The sequence below is a fragment of the Bradyrhizobium retamae genome, assembly GCF_001440415.1.
GTDB lineage: Bacteria > Pseudomonadota > Alphaproteobacteria > Rhizobiales > Xanthobacteraceae > Bradyrhizobium > Bradyrhizobium retamae.
This window is the reverse complement of sequence record NZ_LLYA01000002.1, coordinates 1-19,256: the sequence shown is the minus strand read 5'-3', so window position 1 is coordinate 19,256 and position 19,256 is coordinate 1. Positions and strand designations below refer to the sequence as shown.

Below are 19,256 nucleotides of genomic sequence, written 5' to 3'. Positions count from 1 at the left end.
GTCAGCCGGTCACTGCCGGCCGTGCTGCCAGTGCGCGGTCACATCCGCGCCCGATTTATTGAGATGCACGTGCTGATCGACGTGATCAACCCATGACACCGGAATGAAGTGGTGATGTTCACCATCAGGCGAGCTCTGCTTGGTCAGCTTGATCTTGTCGGGTCCTTCCAGATGATCGACTTTTCCGACCGTCTTCCTGTCCGACGAGATGACGTCCATGTGTTCCTTGATCTGCGCGGTAACAGCCATGTTTTACATCCCTAAGCTGGTTGAGAACATAAAAACGCGCCGCACCCAAAATAGTTGCCTGCGGGAATGGACCGGCGAGGTCGGGGTTACTTCTCTTCTGCCGCCATTGAGGTCGCCGGACCTTCGCCCATGATCAATCGCGACCGACCGCACCCGTTTTCAGCGGATGAGCCTTCTTGTGCCAAGCCCAGGCGGTGCGGATGATCGTGGCCAGGTCCGAATGGGCGGGGCGGAAGTTCAATGTCGCGCGTGCGGCGGAGGGATCGGCGACCAGATAGGTTGGATCGCCTGGTCGGCGGGGCTTGACGACATGCGGGACTTCGCGGCCGGTCTCGGCGGCGATCGCCGCTAGGATTTCGCGCACCGAAAAGCCGTTGCCGGTGCCGAGATTGAAGGCGCCGCCGGTATGCCCCTGCAGCAGAAGCTCGAGCGCAAGCACGTGGGCAGCCGCCAGATCGGTCACGTGGATGTAGTCGCGGATCGCCGTCCCGTCGGGTGTGTCGTAATCGTCACCGAACACGGCGAAATCAGGCACGTGTCCCTGCAGCGCCATCATCGCGCGGGGGATGAGGTGGGTTTCCACCTCGCGCAATTCGCCGATGCCGCCGGCAGGGTCGGCGCCAGCGGCGTTGAAGTAGCGCAGTGCGAACGAGCCGAAGCCATAGGCTATGCGATAATCCGCCAGCACGCGCTCGATCATCCACTTCGAGGCGCCGTAGGGGTTGATCGGCGCGCAGGGATAATCTTCGCGCAGCGCCTTGCTATCGGCGTTGCCATAGACTGCGCCGGTCGATGAAAACACCAGGCGGTTGCAGCCGGCCGCGCGCATGGTCTCGAGCAGCGACAGCGTGCCGGCGAGATTGTTGACGTAGTATTTCTGCGGATCGGCAACGGATTCGCCGACCAGGCTCGACGCAGCGAAGTGCATGACCGCAGCGATGTCATACTCGGCAAAGGTCCGCGCCAGCGTCGCCCTGTCGGCGATGTCGCCGACAGCCAGCGTGCCCGCCGCAAAGCTGCGATGGCCGGTCGAAAGATTGTCGTAGACGACGGGCTCGTAGCCCGCGTTATCCAACGCCCTGCAGCAATGCGAGCCGATATAGCCCGCACCGCCGGTGACGAGAATGGTTGGACGGCTGCTCATCGGTTTTGTGTCCCGCCGATGTCTCTCGATCGGCTCCTGTTCAGCAACAGATAAAGCGCTCGCGGATTGGTGGTCAATAGCGCCAGAACAGGCGGCGCGGCTCCAGCCAGATGCGCGGATTAACCCCATCCATTAACCGTCGCCGGAATTCGGTGCGTCACGTTTCGCTGCCGGATCGGTTTTTGCACCACCGTGCGCGTTATGTCCGCAAGGACGGGATAATCCCCGAACAAGCGGCTTTATCGAGACGGAAGTGTCCCGGAATTGATCCGGCAATCCCGTTTCGGGACGATGAGACATATTCGTGAACGACCAGACTTTCACGGCAGAGAGCTCGATCGGCGAGATCAGGATGGGCCGGCCTGATCCGGCGGTCAGGGCTCTGCGTGCGTTGGTGGCGGCTTCACCGGCGCTCGATCCAGGAATCGAAACGGTGGTTTGTGTCCACTGTTTTCGCCGTCCCAAATCCCTGCGCCGGACGCTGCAGTCGCTTGCCGTCCAGCGCACCAGCCGCCGCTTCGCCGTCGTGATGGTGGAGAACGATGCATCGAGGAGCGAGAGCGTGCCGGTTGCCGCCGAATACCTCGCGTCGGGGAGATTCTCGGGTCTCTGCGTGATCGAGCCGCGGCAGGGAAATTGCTATGCGATCAATGCCGCCTTCGAGACGGCGCTGCAGATGTTCCCGCTGGCAACCAGCTTCCTGATGATCGATGATGATGAAATCGCTTCGCCGGATTGGCTGGAGCAGATGGTCGGGACCGCAGAGGCGACCGGCGCCGACATCGTCGGCGGGCCGGTATTCCCTGAATTCGACGACGAACGGAAGCGTGGGCTGCGGCGCCATCCCGCTTTTGCACCGGCCTACGACGCCTCAGGTCCAGTGCCGGTGATCTATGGCTGCGGCAATTGCCTGATCCGGCGCGCGGTGTTTGATCGGTTGGGCATGCCGGCATTCGACCTCCGTTTCAATTTTCTCGGCGGCGGAGACACCGATTTCTTCTATCGCTGTGAAAGGCTCGGCTTGCGGTTTCATTGGGTGGCCGAAGCCGCGATCAGCGAGACCGTGCCGCAAAGCTGGACCAGCCTGAAATGGCTGGCGATGCGGGGCCTGCAGATCGGGGCCATCAATTATCACGTCCAGCGAAAGGCGACGCCGACGTTCTGGTTGCGGGCGAAGCTGACGGCCAAACTGCTGGCAGCCTTGCCGCTTTCGCTTGGCTATGCCGTGCACGCAGTCTTCACCGAGCGTGAGTGGACCATTGCCATGCATCCCGTCACGGTGGCGATCGGCAGCGTGCTGGCCGCGTTCCGCCTCGAGCCGCAGCCCTACAAGGCGTCGAAGATCGTCTCATGAGCCGGCTCATCGACGCGTGCTCGGCAAGCCACTGTCGCGCGATAGGGGCTGACACATTGTTGCCGCACGGGAACTGCCGTGCAAATCTGCAACACGTGCCAGGATTATGCAGCCGTTCATCATGTGTTCGCGAGAGTTGATGATCCGTTTAGCCGCACGCGCGTATGCTGCGCTTCGGGTGATGGGCTACTCGTGAATTGCTGCCGTGGGGAGAGCCAACATGCCAGCCTATATTCATCATGATGGCATTGAGCCGGGTTTCGTCCTTTGTCCGAGGTGTGTCGGGCTTCCGATGTATGTGCGCGACGTCGAACCGCATTGGAGCCAGGCCAAAATTGACTTCACCTATGAATGCGCCGATTGCGGCGCCGAAGTTCGCCAGACCATTATGAAGCCGCAACTGCGGCATTAGTGGCAGTTCGTAGGGCGGGTAAAGCCGAGTTGCGCCGTGCCCACCATATTTTCGGCGAAGCGGGAATATGGTGGGCACGCGGAACCTGCCAACGGGCGCGCGTTCGCGCGACCGTTGGCTTTGCCACCCTGCACAGCAGGTTCAAACCCGCCTCACCACGCCGGGCTGTCCGGAGTCGGATTCCAACGCGTCGCGATCCCAATTTGCCGCGATTGCCGCGGCTTCATAGGTGCTGTGCAGGAACTCGAGCAGCGCCCTGTCGGGATCGGCAGCCGTCCGGACGGCGTCGTATGGCAGAATGAATTCGCCGAGCGCTTCGCTGAAGAATGCCGCATCCGGTTGCACCTTCGCCGAGCGAAAAGCCGGCGGCTCGGGATAGGCATAGGAATAGAAGGCAGGGTAATCGATAGCGCCACCGCCCGGCCAAAACCCGGCGCTGCTGACTTCGTGTGAATAGGCTTCATGTGCAACCGCGTCGGGCAAATGTGGCACACCGCCGGGATGGCGTGGCGCGCGGCGTCCCGAGAAGCGCGTCACCGCGAGATCGAAACTGCCCCAGAAGAAGTGCACCGGGCTCGTCTTGCCGAGAAAGCCGGTGCGGAATTGTTTGAAGACGCGATCGCTCGTGACGAGGATTTGCAGGAAGCGTCCAACAGCATCTGGATCGTAGGAGGCGTGCACGGTGTCATCGGAGAATTTTATCGGATCGGGCAGTTCGTTCGGCATCTCGTCGATGCCAACGGCAATGCCGAGTTCGCTAAGCGCGGCAAGCGTGGCGGTGTAGAAGCTTGCGACGGAATGACCAGGCAGCGCAACCTCCCGCTGCGCGCCGTCGCTGGTCGAGATGCGCAAGAGGTGATCGATGAGGTCGAAATCGATCTGGAAGGTTCGTGCGCCGTCGGGCACTGGCGATGTCGTCAATCCGCGCGGCGTGACATAAAGCGCCACGTGCCAGGAATGATTGAGCCATGGCGATTTGGCGAGCCGGATCTTGCCGACGATCTGGGTCCAAAGATGGAGCGTCGCATAGGTGTCACGCCACGTCGCGGTCGGCAATTCCGGCCACGGGACTTGCGAATTGTTGCTCATGCTAGAACCTTTGCGTGCCGACTGGGAGGCCGAAGGCCTATCACGAATTCATAAGGCGTTTAGAAACTATGCCTCACGATTTCGTGCATTCCGGGCAGCGCCGCGCTCCGCGCGAGGCGCGCTCTTGCACCACAATGCGTTGCGCCGTGGCCAGCAGCGGCCGGCGTGCCAGTTGCGATAGGGCGGCATTCGCAAGAGAGAACGCCGCCCATTTCGCTTTCAGCCATGCAGCTTGTTCGCGGTCTCCGCGATCACGCGCCCCTGGTAGCGCGCGCCGGCGAGTTCGTTTTCGCTCGGCTGGCGGCTGCCGTCGCCGCCGGTGATCGTGGTGGCGCCATAGGGTGCGCCGCCGGTGATTTCGTCGAGCTTCATCTGGCCGGCAAAGCCGTAGTTCAGGCCGACGACCGTCATGCCGAAGTGCAAGAGATTTGTGATGATCGAGAACAGCGTGGTTTCCTGCCCGCCATGCTGGGTCGCCGTTGCGGTAAAGGCGCCGCCGACCTTGCCGTGCAGTGCGCCCTTGGCCCAGAGGCCACCGGCCTGGTCGAGGAAGTTCGCCATCTGCGACGTCATGCGGCCGAAGCGCGTGCCGGTGCCGATGACGATCGCGTCGTAATTGGCGAGGTCCTCGATTTTTGCGATCGGCGCGGCCTGATCGAGCTTGTAATGCGAGGCCTCGGCGACCGCTTCAGGCACGAGCTCCGGCACGCGCTTGATGTCGACGGTGGCGCCGGCCTTTCGCGCGCCTTCGGCTACGGCATTCGCCATCGCCTCGATGTGACCGTAAGCGGAATAATAGAGCACAAGTACTTTCGCCATGGTGGTTGTCCTTTGGGTTGGCAGATGTTTGTTGTTCATTTTGGGTGTCATTGCCTGGCTTGACCCGGCAATCCATCGCGCTTCGTAAGATTCTTCGCGAAGGAGGATGGATGCCCGGGTCATCTAGCGCGAAGACGCGCTTCGGCTTTTGCCCGGGCATGACGAGCGGTGATTGCGCTACGCGGCGTCGACCAGCACCAGTTCGGAATCTTCCAGCGCGGTAATCGTCAGCTTCGCCTCGTCGCGGATCGCAGCGCCGTCGCGGGCATTGACGCGCACGCCGTTGACTTCGACGCTGCCGGCCGCCGGCACGAGATAGAGGTGACGCGCCTCCGCCGCCTCATACGCCGCGCTCTCGCCCGCTTTCAGCGTGGTGGCGAGCACCCGCGCATCGGCGCGGATCGGCAGCGCATCCTTGTCGCCGGCAATGCCGCTGGCGATGGTGACGAGCTTGCCGGAGCGATCCGACTTCGGAAACGGCTTGGCGCCCCAGGTCGGCTGGCCACCCCTCGTCGTCGGCTCGATCCAGATCTGGAAGATCTTGGTCTTGCTCGGCTCCAGATTGTACTCGGAGTGACGAATGCCGCTGCCGGCGCTCATCACCTGCACGTCGCCGGCTTCAGTCCGGCCCTTGTTGCCGAGCGAGTCCTGGTGCGTGATCGCGCCTTCGCGGACATAGGTGATGATTTCCATGTTGGCGTGGGGATGGGCGGGAAAGCCGGTATTCGGCGCGATCTCGTCATCGTTCCACACCCGCAACGCGCCGTGGCCCATATTGTCGGGATCGTAATGGCTGCCGAATGAGAAGTGGTGTTTTGCCTTCAGCCAGCCGTGATCGGCGCTGGCGAGTTTTGCAAATGGTCTGAGTTCGATCATGGGATATTCCTTCGTTGAAAGTTTTTGAATTAAGTGGCCGGGCGGCATGCGCCCGGCCGCGCTGGATTTGAGTTACGCGCCGAAGCCGCCATCGACATTGAGCACTGTGCCGGTCACGAACGAGGCTTCAGGGCTCGCGAGGAACACCACGCCGGCTGCGATCTCTTCCGGCTTGCCGAAGCGCTGCAGCGCGTGCTGCTTGCGCTGGAGATCGGCGATCTCGCGGTCGTCATCCGGGTTCATGTCGGTGTCGATCGAGCCCGGCTGCAGCACATTCACGGTGATGCCGCGGGGACCGAGGTCACGCGCCGCGCCCTTGGTGTAGCCGACAACGGCAGCCTTGGTGGCGGCGTAATCGGCAAGGCCGGGGAATGAGGCGCGGGTCGCGATATCGGAGCCGATCGTGACGATACGTCCGCCTTCACCCATCAGCTTCGCCGCCGCGCGGATCGCGGTGATGACACCATCGACGTTCACGGCACTCTGCCGGGCCAATGCCGCGGTGTCGGCGTTGGGATCATCGACCGCGCCGCCGACGGCAACGCCGGCGTTGTTGACGAGGATGTCCAACCGGCCGAAATCCTTCGCGACCTTCTTCACCAGTTGGTCGACATCGGCGGAGAATGCCTGGTCGGCCTTGTAAGCGCGGGCGTTGACGCCCCTGGCCTTCAACTCGGCCACAACCGCTTCCGCCTTGTCGGGAGAGGCGACATAACTGATCGCGACGTTGGCGCCTTCTGCCGCGAGGGCGCGGGCAGACGCTGCGCCGATGCCGCGCGAACCGCCGGTGACGAGGGCTACCTTGCCTGAGAGCTTCTTGGTCATTGGATTTCTCCGTTGCTCGAATTCCGATAGCCATTGGATATGCCTCCCGCCTTGGTATAGAAATAGAAACTATTGAAACTCATTGTTTCTAAAAATGATCTTGAAGGTGATCCGAATGTCCAAGCTCCCGGATTTCGAGGCGTTCGCGATTTTTGCAAAGGTCGTGGAGTTGCGGTCATTTGCGGCGGCCGCGACCGAGCTGGCGCTGTCCAAGGCCACGGTGTCCAAGGCCGTCAGTCGGCTCGAGCAGCGGCTCGGCGCGCGGCTGTTCAACCGCACCTCGCGGCGGCTGGCGCTGACCGATGCCGGGCAAAGGCTCGCCGAGCGCGCCGCGCGCCTGCTCGCCGACGGCGAGGATGCCGAGAACGAAGCCCTGTCGCAATCGATGGCGCCGCGCGGGCTGGTGCGGCTCGCGGTGCCGATGACGTTTGGCGTGAAAGCCGTTGCGCCGATCTTGCCGGAATTTCTCACAGCCTTCCCGGAAGTATCGATTGATCTTCACCTGAGCGACGCGACAGTTGATCTGATCGGCGAAGGTTTCGATGCCGGCCTGCGCATCGCGCGCCTGCCGGACTCGTCGTTGATCGCGCGGCGGCTCTGCGCGATGCCGCGCTACACGGTCGCGGCGCCGTCCTATCTCAAACGCCATGGCAGGCCGACGCATCCGATGCATCTGGCGGAGCATAAATGCTTCGGCTACGCCTATCTCTCGACAGCCGGCGTCTGGCACTACACCAATGCGTCAGGCGAACAGGCCAGCGTGCGGCCCGCAGGCCAGCTCCGCGTCAACAATGGCGAGGCGCTGTTGCCGTCCGTCATCGCCGGCCTCGGCATCGCCGATCTGCCGGACTTCATCGTCGGCGACGCCATTGCATCCGGCGAGGTGGAAGTGATCCTGAAAGGCTGGCACCAGCCCGAAGGCGCGGTGCACCTGGTGACGCCGCCCGGCGGCCCAAGGCCTGCGCGCGTCGAAGTGCTGGCGGAGTTTCTGGCAAAGCAGTTTTCAAAAGCGAAGAAGCGGAAGTGAATATCGCAGGGTGGGCAGAGCGAAGCGTGCCCACCACGATCAGGCAAAAGGAGCTTGTATCGAGCAACTTCACGCGTTGTGCATGAATGGTGGGCACGCTTCGCTTTGCCCACCCTACGATTTGAGGCTAGGCTGTCTTCAACAACGAAAACAAACGCTGGGGAGAAACCACCATGAACCGCCGCGAACTTCTGAAAGCTGCCGCCGCATTGCCGCTCGTGCCAGCCGTGCTCTCCAACGCCGCCTTGGCGCAAGGCCCATACCCTTCGCGCAACATCACCATGATCGTGCCGTTTCCGCCCGGCGGGCAGGCCGATCTCGCGGCGCGGCCGATCGCGCAGGCGCTGGAGCGGATCCTCGGAAAGCCCGTGATCGTCGACAACCGCGCCGGCGGCGGTGGCGGATCGGTCGGCAACGCGGCGGCGGCGCGCGCCGAGCCCGACGGGCACACACTGTTGATGACGCTGTCCTCGCTTGCGGTGCTGCCGGAAGCCGATCGTCTGTTCGATCGCCCGGTGGCGTATGAAGTCTCGCAGTTCGCGCCGATTGCACGCGTGCTCGCCGATCCGACGCTGCTCGCGGTGCCGGCATCCGCGCCGTGGAAGACGCTGCAGGAGTTCGTCGACGACGCCAAGAAACGTCCCGGGCAAATTCCCTACGGTTCGTCCGGTCCCTACGGCACGCTGCACGTGGCGATGGAGATGTTTGCCGCGAGCGCCGGCATCAAATTGCTGCACGTGCCGTTCCGCGGCGCAGGACCGGCGCTGACCGCGCTATTGAGCGGCACTGTGCAGGCGGTGGCGTCGGCGCCGGGCACGCTGAAGCAGCAGGTCGACGACGGCAAGATGCGCGTGCTCGCCAATTGGGGCGCCGAGCGCATCAAGAGCTTCCCCGATCTGCCGACCTTCAAGGAGCTCGGTTACAAGGATGTCGAGTTCTACATCTGGGCGGGACTGTTTGCGCAACGCGCATTGCCGGCGCCGATCATGACGCGGCTGCGCGAAGCGATGGCGGAAGCCGTGAAGGCGCCCGAGGTGGTCAAGACCTATGAGACCGCCGGCAGCCCGGTCGCCTATCTGGACGCGCCGGAGTTTGCAAAATTCGTTGCGGAAGACAGCGCGCGGCTGGTCGCGGCGGTGAAGAAAATCGGCAAGGTGCAGTAGGGAACCCGCTTCACATTTTTTTGTTCGCACTATCGTCGCGTGGCCGCATTCATTCGACAGGCTTAGTCCGTCGCCGCGCGGAGCTTCCGCGCACTGTGAAAATTAAAAAGAAGGGGACCTGTCCATGCAAACGCAGCGGATCGTCCTTGCACTCGCCCTCGCGATCGGCGGCGGAACTGGCGTTGCCGTTCCCGCTTTCTCGCAGGAGTATCGCGGAACCTGGGAACAGCAGATGGCCTGCACGCCCGACGTCTGGCGGCTCTGCGGCGACCAGATTCCGGACGTCAACCGGATCGTGGCATGCTTGCGGCAGAACACGCCGCAGCTCTCCACCGGTTGCCGCGCCGTATTCGAAACGCAGGCCAACGCGCAGCCGACGCCGCCTCCGCGCGGAGTGCCGCAACAGACGGTTCCGCGTTCGCGCGCGCCGCAACCGGTACAGCCGCAGGCGGTGCAGCCGAGGCCGTTCTTTGAAGACGATTATTAGGCCGCCGCTTCCGACGCGGGCCTGAGTTCGCAGACGTCGACCCATTCGGCTGACGTCAGTTCGGCCATGCGCGCCGGCGTAATCTTCACCGCGCTGTGGGTTGAGCCCGCGGCGGGCACCACGACGTCGAACGCCTTCAGCGACACGTCGCAATAGACCGGCAGCGGAGTCTTCAGTCCGAACGGACAGACGCCGCCGACCTCGTGCCCGGTGATCTCGGCGACCTCCTCGAGGCCGAGCATTTTCGGCTTTCCTCCGAACAGCGCCTTCACCTTCTTGTTGTCCATCCGCGACGTGCCGGCCGTGACGATCAGGATGACGCGATCACCGATCCGCAAGCTCAGCGTCTTCGCAATTCGCGCCGGCTCGACGCCGTAAGCCTCCGCCGCCAGCGCGACGGTCGCAGAACTCATCTCGGATTCGATCACGGAAATTTCGGGCGCCTTTTCTGCAAAGAAGGCGCGCACGGACTCTAGACTCATCTTGTTCAGGACCTTTGCGCAGACACCAGTGCGGGCAGTTCGGAGAGGCTGTGGATGCGATGATCGGGCTCAAATCCCAGCTCATCCATCTGGGTGCGCAATATCTTGAACATCGTCAAGGGCGGCAGCGTCTCGCTTTCGAGACAGGCCAGCGCCATCGCTTCCGGCGTCACCCGCTCGATCCAGGCGACGTGGAGCCCGAACGCCTTGGCGCCGCAGGCGTCCCAGGGATTGGAGGAGATGAACAGCACTTCGGCGGGCGGCACGTGGAGCACCTCCTCGATCAGCGCATAGACTTCGGGGCTGGGCTTGAAGATCTTCTTGGCGTCGACGCTGATGGTGGCATCGAGCACGCGCTCGAGCCCGCTGTTCTGCACCAGTGCGTTGAGCATATCAGGGCTGCCGTTGGACAGGATCGCGAGCTTGCAATCCTTGATCGCCGATAGCGCCGCAAGCGCATCTGGATAGAGATCGAGATGCAGATATTTGTCGATGATACGCGCGAAAGCATCATCGTCATATTGCAGCCCGAGGCTGCGCAGCGTGTAGGCCAGTGAGTCGCGCGTGACGACCGAGAAATCCTGGTAGCGTCGCATCAGCGAGCGCAGCCAGCTGTATTCGAGCTGCTTGATGCGCCAGACCTGGGTGATGATCCCGCCATAGCCCGGGAACGCATCCTCGGTGACGTCAGCCACCGACTGGACATCGTAAAGCGTGCCATAGGCGTCGAAGACAACTGCTTTGATGGTCACTGCAACTACTCTTTTCCGCCGATCGTCGTGCCGAGAAATTCGCGAAGCGCCTCGGACGCTTGATCCGTTGCCGGCTTATTGAATTCGAGGTGGTGCCCCTTCAACACGAGCGGCGTCGTGAGCTGCGGGGCATCGAATGCGTGATAAGCGCCGGGAAACACCGTCAGCTTGATCGGCACGCCCTTTCCCTTCTGCCGCGATATCCCCCAGTCGTCTCGGGCCTCCACCATACTACGGCACTCTTTGGCCGAGGCCCAATCGTCGAGCTCGCCAATCAGGATCAGGGCCGGCGCGGTCATCTCGCCCTTGAGGCCAAGGCAGGACGGATAGAACGCAATGGCCGCGCGGAATTTGTTCGGCGATGACTGTTCCAGAAAGCCATGGTCGACCGACATCAGCGCCGCCCGGCCGCCGTTGGCAAAACCAATGACACCAACACGATCGGGATCGACGAATCGATCGCGCACCAGAAAGTTCAGGGCACGATAGGCGTCTCCAGCCGAATCGATCCGGGCCCTGTCGTCGCAGATTTCGAGGCCGCGCGGACCCAAGCTATCCACGGTGAGCACCACATAGCCCCAGGACGCGATCCGCTTGCCCCAGCGTTCATCGATCCGCTTCCAGTTTCCATGACAGCTATGCAACAACACGACAGCGGGCGAGGGGCCTGAAACATCGGTTCGCCGCAGATAGCCCTGCAGCGGATGCGGACTTGCAAGCGGGTTCTCGATTTCGACGTAGGTCGCTGACGTTTCAGCAGCAACGCACTCGGCCGCGCTTCCGGTCAGGAGCGCGGCGAGCAGGGCAACGGTCTTGGCAAAGTTCGTCACTGGCCATCTCAACGTTTCGCCGATGATGGCCTTAGATTATATACCCAAAATCTTCCTTGCGTTGGCTTTCATCACCTTCGGCCTGATCTCCTCGCGGATCTCGAGCTTGGCGAAATCCGCCAGCCAGCGGTCCGGCGTGATCACCGGCCAGTCCGAGCCGAACAGCATCTTGTCTTGCAAAATGGAGTTGATGTAGCGCACCAGGATCGGCGGGAAATATTTCGGCGACCAGCCGGAGAGGTCGATATAGACGTTCGGCTTGTGGGTCGCGACCGACAGCGCCTCTTCCTGCCAGGGGAAGGAGGGGTGCGCCAGGATGATCTTGAGGTCGGGGAAGTCAGCCGCGACATCGTCCATGTACATCGGGTTGGAATATTTTAGGCGCATCCCCATGCCGCCGGGCATGCCGGAACCTACGCCGGTCTGCCCGGTGTGAAACAATGCGATCGCGCCGCCGTCGTTGATCGCTTCATAGAGCGGATACGCCATGCGATCGTTGGCGTAAAAACCTTGCATGGTCGGATGGAATTTGAAGCCGCGGACGCCGTATTCCTCGATCAGCTTGCGCGCCTCGCGCACGCCTAACTTGCCCTTGTGCGGATCGATCGAGACGAACGGGATCAAAACGTCGAGATGGTCGGAGGCGACCTCCAGCATCTCGTAATTGTTGTAGCGGCGAAAACCGGTCTCGCGCTCGGCATCGACCGGGAAGATCACGGCTGCGATGTTCTTCGAGCGGTAATAGGCCGCAGTCTCTGGCACGGTCGGCGGATGCTTGTGCGGCGATTTGAAGTATTCGGCCATGCGCTCCTGAAAATCGTCATAGCCGTCGTCGCCATGCAACCCGCAGGGTTCTTCCGCATGGGTGTGGATGTCGATCGCGACGACTTTCTCGATATCGGGCAGCTTGAGCTTGGTCATCCTGGGTTCCCACCGGCTTGATTTTTGGGTCTGGAAAATTGATTATACTATATAACGAATTCCGCAAGGCGGCAGAAACAAAAGACGGAAAATAAGGGAGCGCGGCATGGCCCAAACGCAGGCCTTCGAGACCGATTTCTGGAAAGACGCCAACTTGAGAAAGGTCTGGGACGACATCGTTCCCGGCGAGCCGCGCAAGACCATCCCCTACACGCTCACCAGAGAGGCGATCGAGCTGTACTGCAAATCGGTCGGCGAAACTCATCCGATCTATTTCGACGAGGCCTATGCGAAGACCACGCGCTATGGCGGGCTGATCGCGCCGCCCTCGATCCACATCCTCCTGATGTTCTCATGCACGCCGGCGGATGACTGGATGCGCTCGCCCGGCACCGTCAATGCCGGGCAGTCCTGGAGCTACAACATTCCGGCGCGGCCGGGCGACGTCATCACCTTGCAGGCCCGCGCGCTTGACAAGTTCATCAAGCGCGAGCGGCTGTTCGTGGTGCACGACAACGTCTTCTTTAATCAGAAGGGCGACGTAATCTGTTCCGGCCGTGGCTGGACGATTCGGCCGATATGAGCGGGGAGGTTGCCATGACCACGACGTTCGAAAAGCTCAGAGCCGGCGATGCCATCGACGGCCCCACCTTCGCGGTTAGCCGCGAATCCATCCGACTGTTTTGCGACGCCTCGCTCGACTACAACCCGCTGCATCTCGACGACGAGTACATGAAGGGCAGTTTCGGCAAGACCAATTTCGGCGGCATCATCATGCACGGCATGAACAATTTTGGCCTGATCTCGCGCATGATCACTGACTGGGCCTATCCTGCAGGCGCGATCCACCGCCGGCTGGAGACGCGATGGGTCAAGCCGGTCAGGCCGGGCGATACCATCCAGCCTACGGGAATCATCAAGGCCAAGCAGGTGACCGAAAAATCCCGTTGGGTGATGATCGACGTGATGGTGAGGAACCAGACGGGTGAAAAGGTCGCGACCGGCGAGGCTCTGGTCGAGTTCCCGCGCGACCTGTTCTGCCAGTGATTCCGCAGAGTTCTTCCGGAGGCCAGCGATTCGGTACTGGTCGGAATGCCGGGCATCTGCCCGCGCTAGGTCCGGAACGGGACAGATGGCCCCGAAAACGGCCCTTCCGCATTGACATCCGGTGTCACCTTGCCCTAGAAACCGCCCCGTCCCGGGCGGTTGGCCGCTTTTCGGGATTAATCCCATTTTGCCACTTTCGGGTAGCTCAGGTTCGGGCCTCCAACACGGCCTTTCAAAGCATCAGGATTGTCCCATGAAGGTCCGTAACTCCTTGAAATCGCTGCGCGGTCGCCACCGCAACAACCGTCTGGTCCGCCGCAAGGGCCGGGTCTACGTGATCAACAAGGTGCAGCGCCGCTTCAAGGCCCGCCAAGGTTAATCCTGGCGCTGAGCCGGCTTTTTTTCTTCGCTTCACAGGTCTTTGACGATCTGCTGCTTTGCGGCGCGATTTTACGCGTCTAGACTTGCCCCATGGCTTTGAGATTCCCGGGTGCCCGTAACTGCCGGATCGTGGTCCTCGCCGCTGTCATGACGGCCGTGCCGGCTGCTGCGTTTGCCCAGAACGACCCCAGGGTCATTCCTCCACCGAAATCCGAGAAAAGATTACCGGAAGCGCCAAGCAAGCTTCCGAAGGTTGGTGCGGATCGCACCCGCGGGCTGGACTTCCTGTTCGGCGCCCTGAAAGCTGCCCCCGATGAAGCGAGCGCCAAACACGTCGAGGCGCGGATCTGGGCGCAATGGATGCAGACGCCGAGCGACACGGCTGCGCTGTTGATGCTGCGCGCCAAGGCCGCGATGGATGCACAGAAGGTCGACGTCGCGCTAAAACTGCTGGATTCTCTCGTCAAGCTGCGTCCCGACTACGTCGAGGCATGGAATCGTCGCGCCACGCTGTATTACCTGAAGAACGACTACACCCGTTCGCTCGAGGACATCCGGCAGGTGCTGATCCGCGAGCCCCGGCATTTCGGCGCGCTGGCCGGGCTCGGCATGATCATGCAGGAGATCGGCGACGAAAAGCGCGCGCTGGAAGCGTTCCGCAAGGCGCTGGCCGTCAATCCGCATCTCGAGAAGGTGCCGGACCTGGTTAAGACGCTGACCGAAAAGGTCGAAGGCCGCGATATCTGAACTTTCGCGGTTTAACCCTGATTTCCCGCGACTTGCATCAGGCAGGAACGTCGCGCCGCGTGCGCGCTCTTATGGCTGACTGCGTGACACAGCGAGCGATGAAATCACAGTTGCTAGCAGCGCGATGCAATCCCGTCGTCGATGCCCAGGTCGGCGGAAACATCTGATTGGGCACCGGACCTTACAAGTCGCTCAACGACGCCAAGCTGGCCCGTTCGACCCATCAGCCAATACCCGGCGGTGGACGAGCCGCCCGCAGAGACGCGGAAAACGAGCACCAACTAGAGCGCTCTTGAGCCGTTTGCGTCTCTGGAAAAGCGTCGGCTCACAAGGACCTAGTGTACGGCGTTGCTGCCGCGCGCCAGACCGTCGAGGCCTACCGCCGCGTAGATTTGCGCCAACTCCGTCTCAAGCTGCTCATTGACCCGCAGCAGCGCCTTGAGTGCGCCGCGGATGTCGCCATTGCAACTCGCTACGATCTGATCGATGGCGGCTTCGTCGGAAATCATGGGTAGTCCTCCGATGATACGCTGGAACAATTTGTAGTGAGCGTCACTGTTCCTGTGGATGTCGGGTACAGTGCAAGCGCCTGGCTACCCCCCAATCAGGCACGCGCACACATGGCAAAAGTGGCAACGACACTGTACAAACTTGCTGATGACGTCAGTATGACCCCGCTATCCACAGGTTCGGCCCCCTGTGGACAGTCTCCGTAACCCGCGCCGGTCCGGGCCGTAGCTCGCTGGTGCAGAAAATCAGCCGGAAACTCTCGATGGTGGTGGTGATTCTGGTGGCTGCGCTGGCGGTGCTGGCGCTGGCCACGCAAGCCGGCGTTTTTCTCAGCGAACGGGCCCATCCGGCCCAGGGCCGGATGGTCGAGGTGGCGGGCGGAGCCCTGCATATCCTCGATATCGGTCCGCGCGATGCGGCGGGGCCGCCGGTCGTGATGCTCCACGGCGCCAGTTCCAATCTGGAAGTGATGCGGCAGCCGGTCGGGGAGCGGCTTGCGGGAAAGCACCGCGTGATCCTGATCGACCGTCCCGGGCATGGCTGGAGCACCCGCGCGCGCCTTCAGGACTCCACGCCCGAAATTCAGGCCCGCATGATCGAGGAGGCGCTGACCAAGCTCGGCGTCGGCCAGGCGATCTTCGTGGTTCATTCCTGGGCCGGCGCGTTGGGGACGCGTATCGCGCTGGACTACCCGCAGGCCGTCGCCGGTCTGGTGATGCTCGCGCCGGTGGCCTATCCTTGGCCCGGCGGCGTCGGGCGCTACAACAAACTGATCGCCACGCCGGTGGTCGGCCCGCTGTTCGCCTACACCATCACGCTGCCGCTCGGAATGCTGCTGGCGGATTCGGGCGCGCGGGGCGTGTTCCTGCCGCAGACCATGCCGGACGGTTTTGTCAAGAACACCGCCACGCCGCTGTTGCTGCGGCCGCGCGAATTCATTGCCAATGCGCGCGATCTGGTGACGCTGAAAGCGGCGGTGGCCGAGCAGGCGCCGCGCTACGGCGAGATCAAGGCCCTCGTCACCATCATCACCGGCGACGCCGACAAGACGGTGTCGACCAACATCCACTCACGGCCGTTCGCGGCGGCCACCCAGAACGCGAAATTGATCGTGCTGCCGGGCGTCGGTCACATGATTCAGAATGCGGTTCCCGATCTCGTCATCGCCGAAATCGAGGCGATGATCGGGGGGATAGCACCGAATGCTACGGCAGCGGCCGACTGAAGCGTGCGAGAGGTCGGATCCTGTCGACGTTCTCGCGCGACCCAGCACGACGTGGACACCGTGGCCTGACGGCTCCGTATGCGATACGATCGGTGCGCGCGGGATTCCGCTGCTCGTCCCGCCGGGGATGAAGCTTAAGGAGTCGCGATATCGGGCAGCTTACCTTCGAGGGAGAGCCCCATGTACGCCGCCATTCGTCAGGGCAAGGCCAAGGCTGGCAAGGCCGAAGAGCTGACACGCAGAATCAAGGAAGGCGCGATTCCCGTCATCAGCGGCGTCGAGGGCTTCATGGGCTACTATGTGGTCTATGCGCCCGACGATACGGTGATCGCGATCAGCCTGTTCAACAACTTTGCGGCCGCCGAGGAATCCAACAAGCGCGCGCTGGCGTGGATCGAACACGACCTGGCGCCGCTGTTGACCGGACCGGCCACCGCGACGGCCGGACCGGTGATCGTGCACACGCTGGCTTGACGAGGCGAGTGCTGGAACTCTGTCATCAGAGCAGGGGCCGCATCCTTCACCCTCCAGGGGAGGGTGAGATGACGCCAGAGGCTGGCTCAAAAAGTGCTCGATGGACTCGAGCATGAGGCCCAGCTCTCACTTCTGCTTCCCGTCCTTGTCGAACGAGGAGATATAGGCCCAGAGGTCGTTAGCCTCTTTCTCGTTCTTGATGCCGGCGAAGATCATCTTGGTGCCGGGAATCTTCGCCCTGGGATCCTTGATGTATTCGAGGAACACATCCTTGCCCCAGGTGATGCCGGAATTCTTGTTGGCTTCCGAATAGGAATAGCCCTCGATGGTGCCGGACTTGCGGCCATCGAGCCCGTTCAGCACCGGACCGACCTTGTTCTTGGCGCCCTCGCCGATCGCGTGGCAGGCCAGGCATTTGTTGAACGAGGTCTTGCCGGCGGCGACGTCCTGCGCCAGCGCGCCCGATGACGCGGCCAATGAGGTAACGACGACCAGCGCGCTCAAAGTCGATATTTTCATGTGGTGCTCTTCGTTTCTTCCCAGAGGGGCGGATTTCTTGTGGCAGGCCCGCTTGGATTGGACAAGCCACGAAACTTTGACAGGTTTCACCATTGCCGACTTGTCCCAGAGAGAACTGATCGATTGAAGCGTGGCAATCCGACCTTCGGATAGCCTACCCAAACCTTGGCAGATGTGCTTGATTTACCACCACAAATCGTTATTCGCCGGGCCTGGAGGATTCGCATGGCCATCATGATGCCGGCTTCCGATCAGGCGGTTCTGGAACGCCGGGACGCCATCGTCGCTGCTCTTCGCACGATCGTGCCCGGCGAGGGGGTGATCGACAGTGCGGCCGAGATGCTGGCCTATGAGTCCGATGGTCTCACCGCCTACCGGCAGCCGCCGATGGTCGTGGTGCTGCCCGATACCACGGAGCAGGTATCCAGAGTTCTCAAATACTGCTTCGAACAGGGCATCAAGGTGGTGCCGCGCGGCTCCGGCACGTCACTGTCAGGCGGCGCGCTGCCGCTCGTGGACGGCGTGCTGCTGGGCTTGGGCAAGTTCAAGCGCATCCGCGAGATCGATTTCGACAACCGCGTGGTGGTCACGGAACCCGGCGTCACCAATCTCGCCATCAGCCAGGCGGTGGCGCATGCCGGTTTCTATTACGCGCCCGATCCCTCCTCGCAGATCGCCTGCTCGATCGGCGGCAATGTCGCGGAGAATTCCGGCGGCGTGCATTGCCTGAAATACGGCATGACCACCAACAACGTGCTGGGCTGCGAGATCGTGCTGATGTCCGGCGAGATCCTGCGCATCGGTGGCAAGGCCGCCGAAAATTCCGGCTACGATTTGATGGGCATCATCACCGGCTCGGAGGGCCTTCTCGGCGTCATCACCGAGATCACGGTGCGAATCCTGCAGAAGCCGGAGACAGCCCGCGCCCTGATGGTCGGCTTCGCCGAGGTCGAGGCCGCCGGCGAATGCGTCGCTGACATCATCGGCGCCGGCATCATTCCCGGCGGCATGGAGATGATGGACAAGCCGGCGATCCACGCCGCCGAAGCTTTTGTTCACGCCGGCTATCCGCTCGATGTCGAGGCGCTTCTGATCATCGAGCTCGATGGTCCGGGCGTGGAAGTCGACGAATTGATCAAGCGGGTCGAGGCGATCGCGCAACGTTGCGGCTCGACGAGTTGCCAGATTTCGACGTCGGAGGCCGAGCGCAATCTGTTCTGGGCCGGCCGCAAGGCGGCGTTTCCGGCGGTGGGGCGGATATCGCCCGACTATCTCTGCATGGACGGCACGATTCCGCGCGGCGCGCTGCCGAAGGCGCTCGCGCGCATCCGCGACCTCTCGGAGAAATACGATCTGCGCGTCGCCAATGTGTTTCACGCCGGCGACGGCAATCTGCATCCTTTGATCCTCTACGACGCCAACAAGCCTGGCGAGATCGAGCGGGCGGAAGCCTTCGGCGCCGACATCCTGCGGGCCTGCGTCGAATTCGGCGGCGTGCTCACCGGCGAGCATGGCGTCGGCATCGAGAAGCGCGATTTGATGGGCGAGATGTTTTCGGAAGTAGACCTCAACCAGCAGCAGCGCCTGAAATGCGCTTTCGACGCGCAGGGCCTGCTCAACCCCGGAAAAGTGTTCCCGACGCTGCATCGCTGCGCCGAACTCGGCCGCATGCATGTTCACGCCGGCAGACTGGCGTTTCCGGACATCCCGAGATTTTAGTGATGAACAAAATCATGCGCACAATGGAAGGGCTCCCTAATGAGCACCGCCCGTGCGGCTCACCCCTCTCCCCAACCCTCCCCCGCAAGGGGGGAGGGAGCCTGAAGAGCGTGCTCACTTCACTCTGCCTCACAGCGCCAGCGGCTTGCAAACAAGCAGGAGAATCGCGACTCGTCAGGGGCGCGCGGGCGGATGGGCTCCCTC

The 19,256-nt window shown here is 62.3% G+C and carries 24 protein-coding genes; 12 read left to right on the top strand and 12 right to left on the bottom strand.

Translation table 11 applies throughout. The features are described from left to right. Positions 1-9: 9 nt before the first annotated feature. Positions 10-249 carry a DUF2171 domain-containing protein gene (locus tag CQ13_RS02505; protein WP_057841461.1) on the bottom strand — a complete coding sequence of 80 codons (240 nt, stop codon included), beginning with the start codon at positions 247-249 and terminating at the stop codon, positions 10-12. 133 nt (positions 250-382) lie between these two features. Continuing rightward, a complete protein-coding gene (galE, locus tag CQ13_RS02500; protein ID WP_057841460.1) occupies positions 383-1,393 on the bottom strand; it encodes a UDP-glucose 4-epimerase GalE in 1,011 nt (336 codons plus the stop codon). A gap of 352 nt (positions 1,394-1,745) precedes the next feature. Between galE and CQ13_RS02495 the strand changes: the two genes are divergently transcribed. Together CQ13_RS02495 and CQ13_RS02490 are read left to right on the top strand one after the other, a co-directional pair. After that, a complete protein-coding gene (locus CQ13_RS02495; protein WP_057841596.1) occupies positions 1,746-2,747 on the top strand; it encodes a glycosyltransferase family 2 protein in 1,002 nt (333 codons plus the stop codon). 220 nt (positions 2,748-2,967) lie between these two features. Continuing rightward, positions 2,968-3,159, top strand: a complete 192-nt coding sequence (locus CQ13_RS02490; protein ID WP_057841459.1) for a hypothetical protein — start codon at positions 2,968-2,970, stop codon at positions 3,157-3,159. A 141-nt stretch (positions 3,160-3,300) separates the two neighbouring features. Here the strand turns inward: CQ13_RS02490 and CQ13_RS02485 are convergent, their stop codons facing one another. From CQ13_RS02485 to CQ13_RS02470, 4 genes are all read right to left on the bottom strand, one after another. Continuing rightward, positions 3,301-4,248, bottom strand: coding sequence for a DUF5996 family protein (locus tag CQ13_RS02485; protein ID WP_057841458.1), 948 nt, complete (start codon positions 4,246-4,248; stop codon positions 3,301-3,303). 219 nt (positions 4,249-4,467) lie between these two features. Next, positions 4,468-5,067, bottom strand: coding sequence for an NAD(P)H:quinone oxidoreductase (gene wrbA, locus CQ13_RS02480; protein WP_057841595.1), 600 nt, complete (start codon positions 5,065-5,067; stop codon positions 4,468-4,470). Positions 5,068-5,244: 177 nt separating this feature from the next. After that, a complete protein-coding gene (locus CQ13_RS02475) occupies positions 5,245-5,943 on the bottom strand; it encodes a pirin family protein (protein WP_057841457.1) in 699 nt (232 codons plus the stop codon). Between the two features lie 72 nt (positions 5,944-6,015). After that, the gene (locus CQ13_RS02470) at positions 6,016-6,768 is read right to left on the bottom strand and encodes an SDR family NAD(P)-dependent oxidoreductase (protein ID WP_057841456.1); all 753 of its coding nucleotides are present in this window, start codon (positions 6,766-6,768) and stop codon (positions 6,016-6,018) included. A 115-nt stretch (positions 6,769-6,883) separates the two neighbouring features. Between CQ13_RS02470 and CQ13_RS02465 the strand changes: the two genes are divergently transcribed. The 3 genes from CQ13_RS02465 (at position 6,884) to CQ13_RS02455 (ending at position 9,445) form a co-directional block, all read left to right on the top strand. After that, a complete protein-coding gene (locus tag CQ13_RS02465) occupies positions 6,884-7,795 on the top strand; it encodes a LysR family transcriptional regulator (RefSeq protein WP_057841594.1) in 912 nt (303 codons plus the stop codon). Positions 7,796-7,968: 173 nt separating this feature from the next. Further along, positions 7,969-8,958 carry a tripartite tricarboxylate transporter substrate binding protein gene (locus CQ13_RS02460; RefSeq protein WP_057841455.1) on the top strand — a complete coding sequence of 330 codons (990 nt, stop codon included), beginning with the start codon at positions 7,969-7,971 and terminating at the stop codon, positions 8,956-8,958. A gap of 124 nt (positions 8,959-9,082) precedes the next feature. After that, positions 9,083-9,445 (top strand): hypothetical protein, encoded by a 363-nt coding sequence (locus tag CQ13_RS02455; RefSeq protein ID WP_057841454.1) that lies wholly within the window; start codon positions 9,083-9,085, stop codon positions 9,443-9,445. Here the strand turns inward: CQ13_RS02455 and CQ13_RS02450 are convergent. Genes CQ13_RS02450 through CQ13_RS02435 form a run of 4 tightly spaced genes read right to left on the bottom strand, consistent with a single transcriptional unit; the run spans position 9,442 to position 12,430 of the window. Then, on the bottom strand, positions 9,442-9,927 hold the full coding sequence (locus CQ13_RS02450) for a YbaK/EbsC family protein (RefSeq protein WP_057841453.1): 486 nt from the start codon (positions 9,925-9,927) through the stop codon (positions 9,442-9,444). The two genes, CQ13_RS02455 and CQ13_RS02450, sit on opposite strands and share 4 nt — an antisense overlap. 5 nt (positions 9,928-9,932) lie before the next feature. Further along, positions 9,933-10,679: a haloacid dehalogenase type II gene (locus CQ13_RS02445; RefSeq protein ID WP_057841452.1), complete on the bottom strand. Its 747-nt coding sequence runs from the start codon at positions 10,677-10,679 to the stop codon at positions 9,933-9,935. A gap of 5 nt (positions 10,680-10,684) precedes the next feature. After that, complete coding sequence (locus tag CQ13_RS02440) at positions 10,685-11,509, bottom strand: dienelactone hydrolase family protein (protein ID WP_057841451.1); 825 nt, start codon at positions 11,507-11,509, stop codon at positions 10,685-10,687. Positions 11,510-11,545: 36 nt separating this feature from the next. Next, entirely contained in the window at positions 11,546-12,430 is an 885-nt protein-coding gene (locus CQ13_RS02435; protein WP_057841450.1) for an amidohydrolase family protein, read from the bottom strand. A 106-nt stretch (positions 12,431-12,536) separates the two neighbouring features. Here CQ13_RS02435 and CQ13_RS02430 point away from each other — a divergent pair, with 106 nt between their 5' ends. From CQ13_RS02430 to CQ13_RS02415, 4 genes are all read left to right on the top strand, one after another. After that, complete coding sequence (locus CQ13_RS02430; protein WP_057841449.1) at positions 12,537-13,013, top strand: MaoC family dehydratase; 477 nt, start codon at positions 12,537-12,539, stop codon at positions 13,011-13,013. Positions 13,014-13,027: 14 nt separating this feature from the next. After that, positions 13,028-13,477, top strand: coding sequence for a MaoC family dehydratase (locus CQ13_RS02425; protein WP_057841593.1), 450 nt, complete (start codon positions 13,028-13,030; stop codon positions 13,475-13,477). 253 nt (positions 13,478-13,730) lie between these two features. Further along, complete coding sequence (ykgO, locus tag CQ13_RS02420; RefSeq protein ID WP_002718645.1) at positions 13,731-13,856, top strand: type B 50S ribosomal protein L36; 126 nt, start codon at positions 13,731-13,733, stop codon at positions 13,854-13,856. Between the two features lie 149 nt (positions 13,857-14,005). Beyond that, a complete protein-coding gene (locus CQ13_RS02415) occupies positions 14,006-14,605 on the top strand; it encodes a tetratricopeptide repeat protein (RefSeq protein WP_430649649.1) in 600 nt (199 codons plus the stop codon). 335 nt (positions 14,606-14,940) lie between these two features. On the opposite strand, the gene CQ13_RS44185 is transcribed toward CQ13_RS02415, so the two are convergent. Next, on the bottom strand, positions 14,941-15,114 hold the full coding sequence (locus tag CQ13_RS44185) for a hypothetical protein (protein ID WP_197427221.1): 174 nt from the start codon (positions 15,112-15,114) through the stop codon (positions 14,941-14,943). 263 nt (positions 15,115-15,377) lie between these two features. On the opposite strand from CQ13_RS44185, the gene CQ13_RS02410 reads away from it, so the two are divergent. Both CQ13_RS02410 and CQ13_RS02405 read left to right on the top strand, forming a co-directional pair. Next, the gene (locus CQ13_RS02410; protein WP_057841447.1) at positions 15,378-16,340 is read left to right on the top strand and encodes an alpha/beta fold hydrolase; all 963 of its coding nucleotides are present in this window, start codon (positions 15,378-15,380) and stop codon (positions 16,338-16,340) included. Between the two features lie 180 nt (positions 16,341-16,520). After that, positions 16,521-16,814, top strand: a complete 294-nt coding sequence (locus tag CQ13_RS02405) for an antibiotic biosynthesis monooxygenase (RefSeq protein ID WP_057841446.1) — start codon at positions 16,521-16,523, stop codon at positions 16,812-16,814. A 126-nt stretch (positions 16,815-16,940) separates the two neighbouring features. Here the strand turns inward: CQ13_RS02405 and cycA are convergent, their stop codons facing one another. Next, on the bottom strand, positions 16,941-17,333 hold the full coding sequence (gene cycA / locus CQ13_RS02400; RefSeq protein ID WP_057841445.1) for a cytochrome c-550 CycA: 393 nt from the start codon (positions 17,331-17,333) through the stop codon (positions 16,941-16,943). A gap of 225 nt (positions 17,334-17,558) precedes the next feature. Here cycA and CQ13_RS02395 point away from each other — a divergent pair, with 225 nt between their 5' ends. Beyond that, positions 17,559-19,052: an FAD-linked oxidase C-terminal domain-containing protein gene (locus CQ13_RS02395; protein WP_057841444.1), complete on the top strand. Its 1,494-nt coding sequence runs from the start codon at positions 17,559-17,561 to the stop codon at positions 19,050-19,052. Positions 19,053-19,256: the final 204 nt, after the last annotated feature.